This window comes from Streptomyces sp. IMTB 2501 (genome assembly GCF_001953885.1).
Classification (GTDB): Bacteria; Actinomycetota; Actinomycetes; order Streptomycetales; family Streptomycetaceae; genus Streptomyces.
This window is the reverse complement of the sequence record NZ_MQUS01000001.1, coordinates 879,246-894,657: the sequence shown is the minus strand read 5'-3', so window position 1 is coordinate 894,657 and position 15,412 is coordinate 879,246. Positions and strand designations below refer to the sequence as shown.

Annotated in this window: 1 protein-coding gene; it reads right to left on the bottom strand. The window is 74.7% G+C overall.

What is annotated here, in order from left to right:
- Nucleotides 1-9 precede the first annotated feature (9 nt).
- Nucleotides 10-15,390 carry a type I polyketide synthase gene (locus AV521_RS04080; protein WP_076083293.1) on the bottom strand — a complete coding sequence of 5,127 codons (15,381 nt, stop codon included), beginning with the start codon at nucleotides 15,388-15,390 and terminating at the stop codon, nucleotides 10-12.
- Nucleotides 15,391-15,412 lie beyond the last annotated feature (22 nt).

The window sequence follows — 15,412 nt, the reverse complement described above, 5'->3', positions numbered from 1 at the left end:
CAAGCGTCGTCACAGGGCGTCGTCGTCCTCGACGAGGTCGTCCAGGGCCATGCTGATCAGGCTCTCGGCGTCCATCGCGTCGATCGACGCGCCGCCGGGTTCACCGGCCGCGGCCGAGTCCGGCGCGGGCCGCAGTCCGGCGAGTTCGAGCAGACTGTCCAGCAGGCCGGCCTCGCGGAGCCGGGCCACCGGGATGGCGGCGAGCGCCGCCCGAACGGTGTCGTGCTCGTCGCGCGGGCCGTCCTCGGTGCGCGGGGCCAGCTCGACTGCGAGGTGCTCGGTGAGCGCCACCGGTGTCGGGTGGTCGAAGACGAGCGTGGCGGTCAGCCGGAGGCCGGTGGCCTCGTTGAGCCGGTTGCGGAACTCGACAGCGGTCAGCGAGTCGAAACCGAGGTCCTTGAAGGGCAGCTCGTTCTCGATCTCCTCAATGCCGAGCACCGCCCGGGCCTCGTCCCGCACCAGCCCCAGCAGCCGTTCGGCCCGCTCCTCGGGCGCGAGTCCGGCCAGTTCGCGGCGCAGCGCCGAGGCGGCGGCCGATGCTCCGGGCCCGGTCCGGCGCGGCGCCCTTACCAGGGAGCGCAGCAGCGGGGCGATACGGGCGGCCTCACGCGGGGCGAGATCGAGACGAGCCGGCAGCAGCACCGGTTCGGCGCGGCCCACGCCCGTGTCGAACAGGGCGAGCCCCGCCTCCGCGTCGAGGGCGAGCACTCCGCCGGAGGCGATACGACGGCTGTCGGTGTCGCCGAGCCGGTCGGCCATGCCGCCGCTGCCCGCCCAGGCGCCCCAGGCCAGCGAGACCGCGGGCAGGCCGTGCGAGCGGCGGTGCGCGGCGAGGGCGTCGAGGAAGGTGTTGCCGGCCGCGTAGCCGGCCTGGCCGGGGCTGCCGAGCAGACCGGCCGCGGAGGAGAACAGCACGAACGCCTTCAGCGGCCGTTCCCGGGTCAGTTCGTGCAGGTTCCAGGCCGCGTCCAGTTTCGGGCGCAACACCGTGTCCAGCCGCTCCGGTGTGAGCGACGTGAGGACGGCGTCGGCGAGGACGCCCGCGGTGTGGACGACCGCGGAGACGGGGTTTTCGTCCAGGACCCGGGCGAGGGCGGCACGGTCGGCGGCGTCGCAGGCGACGATCGTCACCTGCGCGCCGAGCGCGGTCAGTTCCTCGCTCAGCTCGGCCGCGCCGGGCCCCTCGGGTCCGCTGCGGCTGAGCAGCACGAGCCGTTCGGCGCCGTGCGCGGTGACCAGGTGCCGGGCGATCAGCCGGCCCAGCGCGCCGGTGCCGCCGGTGACGAGGACACCGCCGGACCAGTCGGCCGGGGCGGACTCGGCCAGGCGCGGGGCGCGCACCAGCCGGGGAACGCTCAGCCTCCCCTCCCGCAGTGCCAGTTGGGGTTCGCCGGAGGCGACGGCGGAGGGCAGCAGGCGCCGGGAGGCGTCCGTGTCGTCCAGGTCGGCGAGGACCAGGCGGTCGGGGTGCTCGGACTGGGCGGAGCGGATCAGGCCCCACGCGGCGGCGGCGCCGGGGTCGGCGACGTTCTCGGGACCGGTCGCGCCCTTGGTGGACACCACCAGGGTGGTGTCGGCGAACCGGGCGTCGGCCAGCCAGTCCTGCACCCGGGCGAGCAACTCGCGGACGCCGGCCCGGTTCGCGTCCGGTCCGTCGCCGCCGGTGTGGACGACGACCAGGGTGTCGGGGGCCTGTTCGGCGGCCTCGGCCAGGCCGGCGGCGACGGCGACCTCGGCCACCTCACCGGCCAGAGCACCGGCCAACTCCTCGCGGCCGGCGCCGAGTACGGTCCACCGCCCGGCCTGCGGGGCCGCGGGCACGGAGAGGGGCATCCAGTCGAGGGCGAAGAGGTCGTCGTGTCCGCCCGCGGCGGCCGCGGCGATCCGCTGCGGGTCCACTTCCCGCAGCGACAGGGACGCCACTCGCGCCACCGGCCGGCCGGTCTCGTCCGCGGCCTCGATGCGCACCGCGCCGGTACCGGCCGGCGCGATCCGCACCCGCAGCGCACGCGCGCCCCGCGTGTACAGCTCGACACCGTTCCACGCGAAGGGCAGCGTCATGCGCTCCTCGGCCCCGGTGCGCAGCCCGATGGTGTGCAGGGCGGAGTCGAACAGCGCCGGGTGCAGGCCGAACGCGGCTCCGTCGGTCGAGACGGCGACCTCGGCGTACGCCTCGTCGCCGCGCCGCCAGGCAGCGCGCAGGCCCTGGAAGCGGGGCCCGTATTCGGCGCCCAGCTCGGCCAGCCGCTCGTAGACGCCGTCCAGGTCGACCGGTTCGGCGCCTGGCGGCGGCCACGCGGTGAGGTCGTGGGCCCCTCGCTCCTCGGCGGGCCGCAGCAGGCCGGTGGCATGGGTGGTCCACGGGTCGCCGTCGGCTGTGGCGGCGTACACGCGGAAGGCGCGGGCGCCGGACGCATCGGGCTCGCCGACCGTGCACTGGAGGCGGACGGCGCCGTCCTCGGGCAGGACCAGCGGTTCGGTAACGGTCAGGTCCTCCACCATGCCGCAGCCGACGCGGGCTCCGGCGGCGAGCGCCATCTCCACGAAGGCGGTGCCCGGCAGCAGCGGCACCCCGCCGACGCTGTGGTCCGCCAGCCACGGGTGGTCGGCGAGGGAGAGGCGGCCGGTGTACAGGGTGCCGTCGGCACCGGCGAGTTCGACGGCGGTGCCGAGCAGCGGATGGTCGGCCGCCGGGCGAGGCAGGCCGAGGTCGCCGGTCATCCAGTATCGGCTGCGCTGGAAGGCGTAGGTGGGCAGGTCCGAGCCGTCGCGGTGCGGCAGCAGGGCCGTCCAGTCGACGGCGGCGCCGTGCACGTGCAGGGCGGCGAGCCCGGAGAGCAGGGCCTCGGACTCCTCGCGGTCCTTGCGCAGCAGCGGTACGACGGCCGTACCGTCCGGCAGGCACTCACCGGCCGCGGTGCTCAGCGCGCTGCCCGGGCCGACCTCCGCGAAGTGCCGTACGCCCGCGTCGTGCAGGGCGGTGACGGCGTCGGCGAAGCGGACGGCCTCGCGGGTGTGCCGCACCCAGTACTCGGGCGTGGACAGCTCGTCGGGGGCGGCCGGAGCGCCGGTCAGGGTGGACACCAGCGGGATGCGCAGGGTGCCGTACGACAGCGACGCGGCGATCTCGCGGAACTCCTCCAGCATCGGCTCCATCAGGGACGAGTGGAAGGCGTGGCTGACGGCCAGCTCCTTGGTGCGCTCGAAGTGGGCGGCCAGGGCGCGGGCCGGTCCGGCGGGGCCGGAAACGACCACCGACCGGGGCCCGTTGACGGCGGCGATCCCGACTCCGCCGCCCAGCAACGGTGTTACCTCGTCCTCGGTGGCCTGTACGGCGATCATCGATCCGCCCTCGGGCAGGGCCTGCATCAGTCGTCCCCGGGCGGCGACGAGGGTGCAGGCGTCCTTGAGGCCGAGCACGCCCGCGACATGGGCGGCGGCGAACTCGCCGACGGAGTGCCCGGCCAGGGTGTCGGGCCGGACGCCGAAGGACTCCAGCAGCCGGTACAGGGCCACTTCCACGGCGAACAGCGCGGGCTGGGTGTACTCGGTGCGCTCCAGCAGTTCGGCGGAGTCCAGGACGTCGGCGAGCGGCCGGTCCAGCTGCGGGTCCAGGTGGGTGCGGATCTCGTCGAAGGCGGCGGCGAAGGCGGGGAACGCCGCCGCCAGACGGGTGCCCATGCCCGGCAGCTGCGAGCCCTGCCCGGAGAAGAGGAAGGCGAGCCGGCCGTCGGTGGCGGTGCCGAGGGCACCGGCCCGAGGGGTGCGGCCCTCGGTCAACGCCCGTACACCCGCGATCAGTTCATCCCGAGTGCGGCCGAGTACGGCGGCCCGGTGGCCGAGTCGGGTGCGGGCGTGGGCGAGCGCGCCGGCGAGGCGGTGCGGGTCGGTGTCCGGGGCGGCGGACAGGTGCTCCAGCAGTCGGGTGGCCTGGGCACGCAGGGCGTCGGGGGTGTGGCCGGAGAGCAGCCACGGCACGGTGTCGACCGGCGGGGCTGTGTGCGGGGGCTCGGGCTCCTCCGCGGGCGCGGCCTCCACGATGACATGGGCGTTGGTGCCGGAGATACCGAAGGAGGAGATGGCGGCGCGGCGCGGGCGGCCCGGGTCGGGCCAGGGGCGGTTCTCGGTGAGCAGGCGGACACCCGCGCCCTCCCACTCCACGTGCCGGGAGGGGCGGTCGACGCCGAGGCTGGCCGGCAGGGTCTCGTTGCGGATGGCCTCGACCATCTTGATGACCCCGGCGACACCGGCGGCGGCCTGGGTGTGGCCCAGGTTGGACTTGACCGAGCCGAGCCACAACGGGCTGTCCTCGGTGTGCTCGGCACCATAGGTGGCGATCAGTGCCTGGGCCTCGATGGGGTCGCCGAGGGTGGTGCCGGTGCCATGGGCCTCGACGACGTCCACCTCGGCGGCCCCGACGCCGGCCGCCCGCAGGGCACGGCGGATGACGCGCTGCTGGGCGGGGCCGTTGGGGGCGCTGATGCCGTTGGAGGCGCCGTCCTGGTTGACGGCGGTGCCGCGCAGCACGGCGAGGATCTTGTGACCGTTGCGGCGGGCGTCGGAGAGCCGTTCCAGCAGCAGCACGCCGGCCCCCTCGCCGAAACCGGTGCCGTCGGCCGCGTCCGCGAAGGGCCTGCAGCGGCCGTCCCGGGACAGGCCCCGGTGCCGGCTGAACTCCACGAAGGTGCCCGGGGTGGCCATGACGGTCACTCCCCCGGCCAGCGCCAGCGAGCAGTCCCCGTCGCGCAGCGACCGGGCGGCCAGGTGCAGCGCCACCAGAGAGGAGGAGCAGGCCGTGTCGACGGACAGCGTCGGTCCCTCCAGGCCCAGGGTGTAGGCGACCCGGCCGGAGACCACGCTGCCGGAGCCGAAGCTGCCGAAGTAGTCGTGGTACATCACGCCGGCGAAGACACCGGTGTCGGAGCCGCGCAGGGTGGCGGGGTCGATGGAAGCGCGCTCCAGCGCCTCCCAGGAGGTCTCCAGCAGCAGCCGCTGCTGGGGGTCGGTGACCTCTGCCTCCTCTTCGTCCATGGCGAAGAACGCCGGGTCGAAGTCGGCGGCGTCGTAGAGGAAGGCACCGTGCCGGGTGTAGCTGGTGCCGGGCCGGTCCAGGGTCGGGTCGTAGAGGTTGTCCACGTCCCAGCCGCGGTCGTTCGGGAACTCGCCGATGGCGTCGCGGCCTTCGGCCACCAGCCGCCACAGGTCCTCGGGCGAGGCGATGTCGCCGGGGAAGCGGCAGGCCATGCCGATGACGGCGATCGGTTCGTCGTCGGCGGCGCTCCGGGGAGCCGTGCGAACGGTCTCCTCGGTGAGGGTGCCGGTCAGTTCACCGAAGAGATAACCGGCGAGTTCCGTCGGCGTGGGGTGGTCGAACACGAGGGTCGCGGGGAGCCGCAGGCCGGTCGCCGCGGTGAGCCGGTTGCGCAGTTCCACGGCCGCCAGCGAGTCGAAGCCGAGTTCCTTGAAGGCCAGGGTGCGGCCGACGTCCTGGGCGGAGCGGTAGCCGAGGATGGTTGCGACGTGGTTCTGCACGAGTTCGGTGAGGAACGGTTCGCGCTCCCCCTCCAGCAGCCCGGCGAGCCGCTCCCGCAGGGCGTCGGCACCGCCTGTCGCGCTCTGCCCGGTGGCCGCACCGGCCCGGCGTACGGGCACCAGGGCACGGAACAGCGGGGCCAGGCCCTCGCCCTGGGCGCGCAGGGAGGCCATGTCCAGCTTCACCGGCAACACGGCGGGGTCGTCGCCGCGCACGGCGGCGTCGAAGAGGGCCACGCCCTCCGCCGTCTCCAGCGGGGCGACTCCGCCACGGGCGATGCGGGTGAGGTCCGTCTCGTCGAGGGTGCCGGTCATGCCGCCGGCCTGCGCCCACAGCCCCCAGGCCAGTGAGTGCGCGGGCAGCCCGAGGGCACGGCGGTGTGCGGCGAGCGCGTCCAGGTAGGCATTGGCAGCCGCGTAGTTCGCCTGGCCCGGCGAGCCGAGCGTGGCGGCGGACGAGGAGAACAGCACGAACGCCGACAGGTCGAGGTCCGCGGTGAGTTCGTGCAGGTTCCAGGCGGCGTCGACCTTCGGCCGGAACACCGTGTCGATCCGCTCCGCGGTCAGCGAGCCGAGCACGCCGTCGGCGAGTACTCCGGCCGCGTGGATCACGGCGGTCAGCGGCCGGTCGGCCGGTACGGCGTCCAGCACGGCGGTGAGCGCGGCGCGGTCGGCGACGTCGCAGGCGACGCTCGTCACCTCGGCGCCCAGCTCGGTGAGTTCGGTGACGAGGCCGTCGGTGGCGCCGCTGCGGCTGAGCAGCAGCAGGTGCCGGACGTTCCGCTCGGCGACCAGGTGGCGGGCGAGGATACCGCCGAGGGCTCCGGTGGCGCCGGTGAGCAGGACGGTGCCGGTACCCAGTCCGGGGCTCTCGCCTGTGTCAGGTCCGTCGGTGACGCGGGCCAGCCGCGGCGCCAGCCAGGCGCCGTCGCGGAAGGCGAGGTGCGGCTCGCCTGTGGCCACCGCCTCGGCGAGGCGTTCGGCGTCCGGCTCCTCGTCCGCTTCGACCAGCACGATACGGCCGGGGTTCTCCGACTGGGCCGAGCGGACCAGGCCGCCGACGGCGGCTCCCGCCGGGTCGGTGCCGGTGATGGCCACGAGAGTGTGGTCGTCGTCCGCGAGCCGGGCACGCAGTTCGTCCAGGACCGTGTCAATGGCCGCCCGGGTCTCGGCGGCGCTCACCCCGGCCGGGGCGCGTATCACGTCCGTTGCCGCATCGGCCGCCGGGGCCGCCGGGGCCGGAACCCAGTCCACCCGGTAGAGCGCGCCGGCCCGTGCCGAGCGGGCCGCGGCGGCCAGCGCTGCGGTCTTCAGGGGCCGCAGCGTGAGCGAGTCGACGGTGGCCACGGGCGCGCCCGTGGGGTCGGCGAGGGCGAGGGAGACGGTGCCCTCACCCGTCGGCCGGACGCGGACGCGCAGCGCGGTCGCGCCGGTGGCGTGCAGCCGTACTCCGGACCAGGCGAACGGCAGCAGGGCCTCCTCGCCCGCGGCGTCGGTGAGGCCGACGGTGTGCAGGGCGGCGTCGGACAGGGCCGGGTGCAGTCCGAAGCCGTCGGGTGAGGCATCGGAGGCGATCTCCGCGTACAGGCCGTCCTCGGTGCGCCAGGCGGCGCGCAAGCCCTGGAAGAGCGGCCCGTAGCGGAGGCCGAGGGCGGCGAGTTCGTCGTACAGGCCGTCCAGGCTGATGGCTTCGGCGCCCTGCGGGGGCCACGCGGTCAGCGGGTCGGCGGTGGCCGCGAGGGTGCCGGTCGGAGCGAGCAGGCCATCGGCGTGCCGGGTCCACGCCAGCTCCTCGTCGGGGCTCTCCGGGCGCGACCAGATGGTGACGGGGCGAGTGTCCCCCTCGGGCGTGCCGACGACCACCTGGAGCTGGACGGCGCCGTGGTCGGGCAGGACCAGCGGGGCGTGCAGGGTGAGTTCGGCGATGTCGCCGCAGCCGACCTGGTCACCGGCGCGCAGGGCCAGCTCCAGATGCCCCGTGCCGGGGAAGAGGAGCCGGCCGCCGACCCGGTGGTCCTCCAGCCAGGGCTGGATGCCCGGGGAGAGGCGTCCGGTGAGGACGGCGCCCTCGCTGTCGGCCCGGACCATCGCGGCGCCGAGCAGGGCGTGGTCGGTGGGGGCGAGTCCGGCGGAGGTGACGTCGGCGCCGGTCGCGGTGCTGTCGAGCCAGTACCACTCGCGCTGGAAGGCGTAGCCGGGCAGCGGGACGCGGCGCGGGCGGCGGCCCTCGGCGACGGCGGCCCAGTCGACGCCGGCGCCGTGGGTGAAGGCCTCGCCGAGGGCGGTCAGCAGCCGGTCCCGGCCGCCTTCGTCGCGGCGCAGGGAGCCTACGGCGGCCACGGCGTCGTCGGTCTCCTGGATGCCGACGGTGAGCACCGGGTGCGGGCTGGACTCGATGAACAGCTGATGTCCGTCGGCGACGGCGGCGCGCACCGCGTCCTCGAACAGCACGGTTCCGCGCAGGTTGGTGTACCAGTACCCGGCGCCGAGTTCCGTGGTGTCGATGGGGGCGCCGGTGACGGTCGAGTAGAACGGCACCTGGGTGGCGCGCGGCTCGATGCCGTCGAGGACGTCGGCAAGGCGCTCGCGCAGGGTCTCGACGTGGGTGCTGTGGGAGGCGTAGTCCACGGGCAGGCGCTTGGCGCGGACCTTCTCCTCGCGCAGCCGCGCCTGGAGTTCGTCGAGGGCGTCGGGATCGCCGGACACCACCGTGGAGGCGGCGCCGTTGACGGCGGCGACCGACAGCCTGCCGTCCCAGGCGGTGAGCCGGGCGCGGACCGCGTCGGCGCCCTCGGCGACGGACATCATGCCGCCCGAGCCGGACAGCAGTTCGGCGATGGCCTGGGACCGCAGGGCGACGACACGGGCGCCGTCCTGCAGCGACAGGGCGCCGACGGCGCAGGCGGCGGCGATCTCGCCCTGGGAGTGGCCGATGACGGCGGCCGGGGTGACGCCGTACGCGCTCCAGGTGTGCGCCAGGGACACCATCACGGCCCACAGCAGCGGCTGCACGACGTCGACGCGGTCGAGGTCGCCGCGCAGCTCGGTGTGGAAGTCCCAGTCGGTGTACGGCGCGAGGGCGGCTGCGCACTCGGCCATGCGGGCGGCGAACGCCGGGGAGTCGTCGAGGAGTTGGGTGGCCATGCCGGACCACTGGGAGCCCTGGCCGGGGAAGACGAACACGGGCCGGGCGCGGCCGGCCGCGGTGCCTTCCACGAGGGTGCGGGCGGTGGTGCCGTCGGCCAACGCGGCCAGCGCGCCGCGCAGTTCGGCCGTGTCGGCACCGGTGATCGCGGCCCGGTGCGCGAAGCGGGCGCGGGCGGTGGCGAGCGTCCAGCCGATGTGGGACGGATCGAGATCGGGGTGGGTGTCGAGGTGGCCGAGCAGGGCTGCGGCCTGGCCCGCGAGCGCGGCGGGCGTCTTGGCCGTGAGCAGCCACGGGACGGCGAGGCCCTCGGGTCCGGTGTGATCCGGCTCGGCGGGAGCGGGCGGGGCCTGTTCGAGGATGACGTGGGCGTTGGTGCCGCTGATCCCGAACGAGGACACTCCGGCCCGGCGCGGCCGGCCCTGCTGCGGCCAGTCCCGCTGCTCGGTCAGCAGCCGTACCTGTCCGGCGTCCCAGTCGACCTTCGTGGACGGCTGGTCCACATGCAGGGTCTGCGGCAGGACCCCGTGCCGCATGGCCATCACCATCTTGATGACGCCCGCGACACCTGCGGCGGCCTGGGTGTGCCCGATGTTGGACTTGACCGAGCCCAGCCACAACGGAGTGTCCGTGGAGCGCTCTTGTCCATAGGTGGCCAGCAGCGCCTGCGCCTCGATCGGGTCGCCCAGCGTCGTACCGGTGCCGTGGGCCTCCACGATGTCCACGTCCGCGGTGGTGAGGCGGGCGTTCTCCAGGGCTTCGAGGATGACGCGTTCCTGGGAGGGGCCGTTGGGGGCGGTGAGGCCGTTGGAGGCGCCGTCCTGGTTGACGGCGGTGCCGCGGACGACGGCCAGTACCTCGTGTCCGTTGCGGCGAGCGTCGGAGAGCCGCTCCACCACCATGACGCCGACGCCCTCGCCCCACACGGTGCCGTCCGCCGCGTCGGCGAAGGCGCGGGTGCGCGCGTCGGGAGCGAGCGCACCCTGCCTGCTGAACTCGATGAAGGTCTCCGGGGTGGCCATGACCGCGACACCGCCGACCAGCGCGAGGCTGGACTCGCCCTGCCTGAGCGACTGCGCGGCCAGGTGCAGCGCCACCAGCGAGGAGGAGCAGGCCGTGTCGACGGACAGCGACGGGCCCTCCAGGCCCAGGGTGTAGGCGATGCGCCCGGAGATGATGCTGCCGGAGCCGAAGCTGCCGAAGTAGTCGTGGTACTGGACACCGGCGAACACTCCGGTGCGGCTGCCTTTGAGGCTGTGCGGGTCGATGCCCGCGCTCTCCAGCGCCTCCCAGGACGCCTCCAGCAGCAGCCGCTGCTGCGGGTCCATGACGACGGCTTCCTTGGGGCTGATCCCGAAGAACGCGGCGTCGAACTCGCCCGCGTCGTGCAGGAATCCGCCCTCGCCCACATAGGAGGTGTCGGGCCGCTGCCGGGCCGGGTCGACAATCCGGTCCGCGTCCCAGCCGCGGTTGGCCGGGAACGGGGTGATGGCGTCGGTGCCGTCGGCGACCAGCCGCCACAGGTCCTCGGGGCTGCGGACGTCACCCGGGTAGCGGCATGCCAGGCCCACGATCGCGAGCGGCTCGTCCGCGCGGGCCTTGACGGTACGGCGGCCCCGGCGGGCTCCGGTGAGGGCACCGCCGACCAGGGTGCCGAGGTGCACGGCGAGCGCCTCGGGCGACGGGTGGTCGAAGACGAGGGTGGCGCTCAGCCGCTGGTCGAGCTCGGCGGAGAGCGAGTTGCGCAGTTCGATCGCGGCGAGCGAGTCGAAGCCGAGGTCCTTGAAGGCCCGGTCGGTCTCCACGCTGTCCGGTTTGGCGTGCCCGAGCACGGCGGCGACGTGGGCGCGGACCGTGTGCAGCAGCGCCTCGGCCCGCTCCTCCTCCCCGAGGGCGGCCATGCGCTCGGCGAAGGTGACATCGGCGCCTTCGGCGGCGGCCTCCCGGCGCACCGGGCGGCCCGCGAGCGCGCGGAAGACGGGCGCGAGTCCGCTGCCCTGGGCGCGCAGCGCGGGCAGGTTGAGACGTACCGGCGCGAGGGCGGGACGGCCGGTGCGCACCGCCCGGTCGAACAGGGAGGTGCCGTCCTCCGCCGAGAGGGCGGTCATGCCTCCGCGCGCCATCCGGGCACGGTCGGCCTCGTCGAGGGAGCTGGTCATACCGCCGGACGGGGCCCACGGTCCCCAGGCCAGTGACAGCGCGGGTGCGCCGTGGGCGTGACGGTGCGCGGCGAGGGCGTCCAGGAGGGCGTTGGCGGCGGCGTAGTTGCCCTGGCCCGGGGCGCCGACGGTGCCGGCGACGGACGAGAACAGTACGAACGCCGAGACACCGTCCGTCAGTTCGTGCAGGTGGAGGGCGCCGAGTGCCTTCGGTGCGAGGACCGTGTCGATCCGCTCGGGGGTGAGCGAGGAGACCACGCCGTCGTCCAGGACACCGGCGGCGTGGACGACCGCGCCGAGGGGGCGTGAGGCTGAGATGCCGGCCAGCACGGCGGCGAGGGCGTCCCGGTCGGCCACGTCGCAGGCGTGGGCGGTCGCGGTGGCTCCGAGGCCGGCCAGTTCGGCGATCAGGTCGCCGGAGTTGCCCGACCTGCTGAGCAGCGCGAGGTGACGGACGCCGTACGCGGTGACCAGGTGCCGGGCGAGCACCGGGCCGAGACCACCGGTGGCACCGGTGAGAAGAACCGTGCCCTCGGCGTCGAAGTTCAACGCACCCGATTCTTCGGGCACTTCGGCTCGCACCAGCCTCGCGGCACGCGCGGCTCCGGAGCGCAGCGCGACCTGCGGTTCGCCGGAGGCGAGGACGCCAGGCAGCACGGCAACGGCATCGGCGCCCGGTTCGAGGTCGAGGAGTACGAACCGGTCCGGGTTCTCCGACTGCGCGGACCGCACCAGGCCCCAGACGGCCGCACCCGCCAGGTCGGGCACGTCCTCGCCCGCGACGCTGACCGCGCCGTAGGTGACGACCGCCAACGGGCGGGGGTCATCGTCCTGGAGAGCCGCGAGCGCGCTGTGCAGCGCTTCCCGTACGGCGGCCGCGTCCGCCCCTGGCGTGCTGTGCAGCACCCGGTGATCGGTGTCGGGGGCGTCGGTCTCCAGGGGCAGTGGCTGCCAGTCGAGGGTGAACAGGGCGTCGGCGGTGGTGTCGCGCGCGGCGCGCAGGTTGGTGAGCGGGCGGGCGGCGAGCGAGGTGACCGTGGCGACGGGGGCGCCGGTGGCGTCGGCCAGGTCGACCGCGAAGGCGTCCGGCCCGGTGGACACCAGCCGGGCGCGCAGTACGGAGGCGCCGACGGCGTGCAGGGTGACGCCCGCGAACATGAAGGGGAGCCGGGCGGTGTCGTCGGCGGATCCGTCACCGAGCAGGGCCAGGGAGTGCAGGGCCGCGTCGAAGGCGGCCGGGTGCAGGCCGAAGCGCGGGGCGTCGGCGGCGGGCCGCTCCGGCAGCCGTACCTCGGCGAACACCTCTTCGCCGCGCCGCCAGGCGGCCGTCAGGGCCTGGAAGACGGGCCCGTACTCCAGTCCTGCGGCGGCGTGCCGCTCGTAGAGGCCGGTGGTGTCGAGGGGTTCGGCGCCCTCGGGCGGCCAGACGTCCAGGCGGGTGCCCGGGGTGCCGGTGCCGGCGGCGAGGAGGCCGGAGGCGTGCAGGGTCCACGGCTCGCCGGCTGGCGCGCTCTCGGCGCGGGCGTACACGTGCACCGTACGGGCGCCGGACGGATCCGGTGCGCCGACGGCGACCTGGACGCGCACGCCGTCGTCCTGGGGCAGCACCAGCGGTACTTCCAGGGCGAGTTCCTCCAGGCGGCCGCAGCCGACCTGGTCGCCGGCGCGTACGGCGAGTTCGACCATGGCAGTGCCGGGGACGACGACCGAGCCGCCGACGACGTGGTCGGCGAGCCAGGCGTGGGTGCGCACCGAGAGCCGGCCGGTGAGCACGGCGCCGTCGGAGTCGGCGAGCACGGTGGCCGCGCCGAGCAGGGGGTGGTCGGCGGAGTCCAGTCCGGCGGAGCCGACGTCGCCGACGCTGGTGACCGCTTCGGGCCAGAACCGGTCGCGCTGGAAGGCGGTGGTGGGCAGGTCGACGGTGCGGGCGCCGGTGAACAGCGCGGTCCAGTCGACGGTCGCGCCGCCGACGTACATCCGGGCGACGGCGGTGAGCAGGGTCTCGGTCTCGTCGCGCTCGCGGCGGGTGGCCGCGGCCAGCACGGCGTCGGTGTCCGTGCCGTCGGCGGCCAGGCACTCGCGGGCCATGGCCGTCAGCACGGCGTCCGGGCCGAGTTCGAGGTAGCGGGTGACGCCTTCGGAGGCGAGGGCGCGTATCCCGTCGTGGAAGCGGACGGCCTCGCGCACATGGCGCACCCAGTAGTCGGGGGTGGCGAGGTCCTGGGTGGCGAGGGTGCCGGTGACGTTGGAGACCACCGGGATCGTGGCCCGGCGGAAGGTCAGGGACCGCACGATGGCCCGGAAGTCGTCCAGCATCGGTTCCATGAGCGGCGAGTGGAAGGCGTGCGAGACCTTCAGCCGCCGGCTCTTCCCGAAGCGGGCGGCCACCGCCTCGGCCTCGGCGGCGTCGCCCGAAATCACCACGGAATCAGGGCCGTTGATCGCGGCGATACCGACCCGCTCGGTGAGCAGCGGGCGGACCTCCTCCTCGGTGGCGCGTACGGCGATCATCGCGCCGCCCTCGGGCAGCGCCTGCATCAGCCGGCCGCGCGCGGCCACCAGCGTGGTCGCGTCCTTCAGGTCGAGGACGCCCGCGACATGGGCGGCGGCGATCTCGCCGATGGAGTGCCCGGCCAGATAGTCGGGGGTCACACCCCAGGACTCCACCAGCCGGTACAGGGCGACCTCGAAGGCGAACAGCGCGGTCTGGGTGCGGGCGGTCCGGTTCAGCGGCTCGGGGTCGTCGCCGAACATGAGGTCGCGCAGGTCGTCGCCGAAGAACCCGCAGATCTCGTCGACGGCGCGGGTGAACACCGGGAAGTGGGTGTACAACTCCCGACCCATACCGGCCCGTTGCGAGCCCTGGCCGGTGAACAGGAAGGCGGTCTGGCCCTTGCGGACCCGGCCGGACGCGGCGCCCTGGCCGCCCTCGGCGACCCGGTCCGTCGCGGCGACGAGGGTGTCCCGGTCGGCGCCGAGGACGACGGCCCGGTACTGGTGGGCGGTGCGGGTGGCGGCCAGGGAGTGCGCCACGTCCACCGCGTCCAGCTCGCCGGCCGAGGCCACCAGGCGGGCGGCCTGCTCGCGCAGGGCACGCTCGGTGCGGCCGGAGAGCACCCACGGGACCAGCGGCGGCGCCGAACGGGCGTCGGCCTCGGCCGTCTCCTCGGCGGGAGCCTCCTCCAGGATCGTGTGTGCGTTGGTGCCGCTGGCGCCGAAGGAGGAGACGGCGGCCCGGCGCGGGCGGCCGGGGTCGGTCCAGGGCCGGTTCTCGGTCAGCAGCCGGACCTGGCCCTGGTCCCAGTCGACCTTGGTGGACGGCTCGTCGGCGAACAGCGACTTGGGCAGGACCTGGTTCCGTATCGCCATGACGGCCTTGATGATGCCGGCGACGCCGGCGGCGGCCTGGGTGTGCCCGATGTTGGACTTCACCGACCCCAGCCACAACGGGGTGTCGGCGGGCCGGTCCTGGCCGTAGGTGGCGAGTAGGGCCTGGGCCTCGATCGGGTCACCGAGGGTGGTGCCCGTGCCGTGCGCCTCCAGCAGGTCCACGTCGGCCGGGCCGAGCTGTGCCCCGGTGAGCGCGGCACGGATGACGCGCTGCTGGGACGGCCCGTTGGGGGCGGTGAGGCCGTTGGAGGCACCGTCCTGGTTGACGGCGGAGCCGCGGACGACGGCCAGCACCTCATGGCCGTTGCGGCGGGCGTCGCTGAGCCGTTCCAGCACCAGCATGCCGGCGCCCTCGCTCCAGCCGGTGCCGTCCGCCGCGTCCGCGAAGGACTTGCAGCGGCCGTCCAGGGCGAGACCCCGCTGCCGGGAGAAGGCGATGAAGTTGTTCGGCGTGGACATCACGGTGGCGCCGCCCGCGAGGGCGAGGGCGCACTCCTTGTTGCGCAGCGCCTGGACGGCCAGGTGCACCGCGACGAGCGCCGAGGAGCAGGCGGTGTCGATGGTGACGGCCGGGCCCTCCAGGCCCAGGGTGTAGGAGATGCGGCCGGAGATGACGGCGGCCAGCACACCGGTGCCGAGCGCCGCCTCGCTGTCCTCCGGCATCCTCGCCAACAGGTCCTTGTAGTCCTGCCCGTTGGTGCCCGCGAACACCCCGATCCGGGCGCCCTGCGCCGAGTCGGGGGCGATGCGGGACCGTTCCAGAGCCTCCCACGACACCTCCAGCAGCAGCCGCTGCTGGGGGTCCATCGCGACCGCCTCGCGGGGGCTGATGCCGAAGAAGTCCGGCTCGAACCCGGCCGCGTCGTCCAGGAAGCCACCGCGCCTGACGTAGGTCTTGCCGGTGGCGTCCGGGTCGGGGTCGTAGAGCGCGTCGACGTCCCAGCCCCGGCCCTCGGGGAAGTCACCGATGGCGTCGGTGCCGTCGTGGACGAGCTGCCAGAACTCCTCGGGGGTGGTCACACCGCCGGGGAAGCGGCAGCTCATCCCGACGATGGCGATGGGTTCCCGGTCCTGGGTCTCCACCTCGCGCAGCCGCTGACGGGTCTGGGCCAGGTCGGCGGAGACCCGCTTGAGGTAGGAGAGCAGCTTTTCGTCGTTGGTCATCGGGTGTCGCCACTCCTGTGCG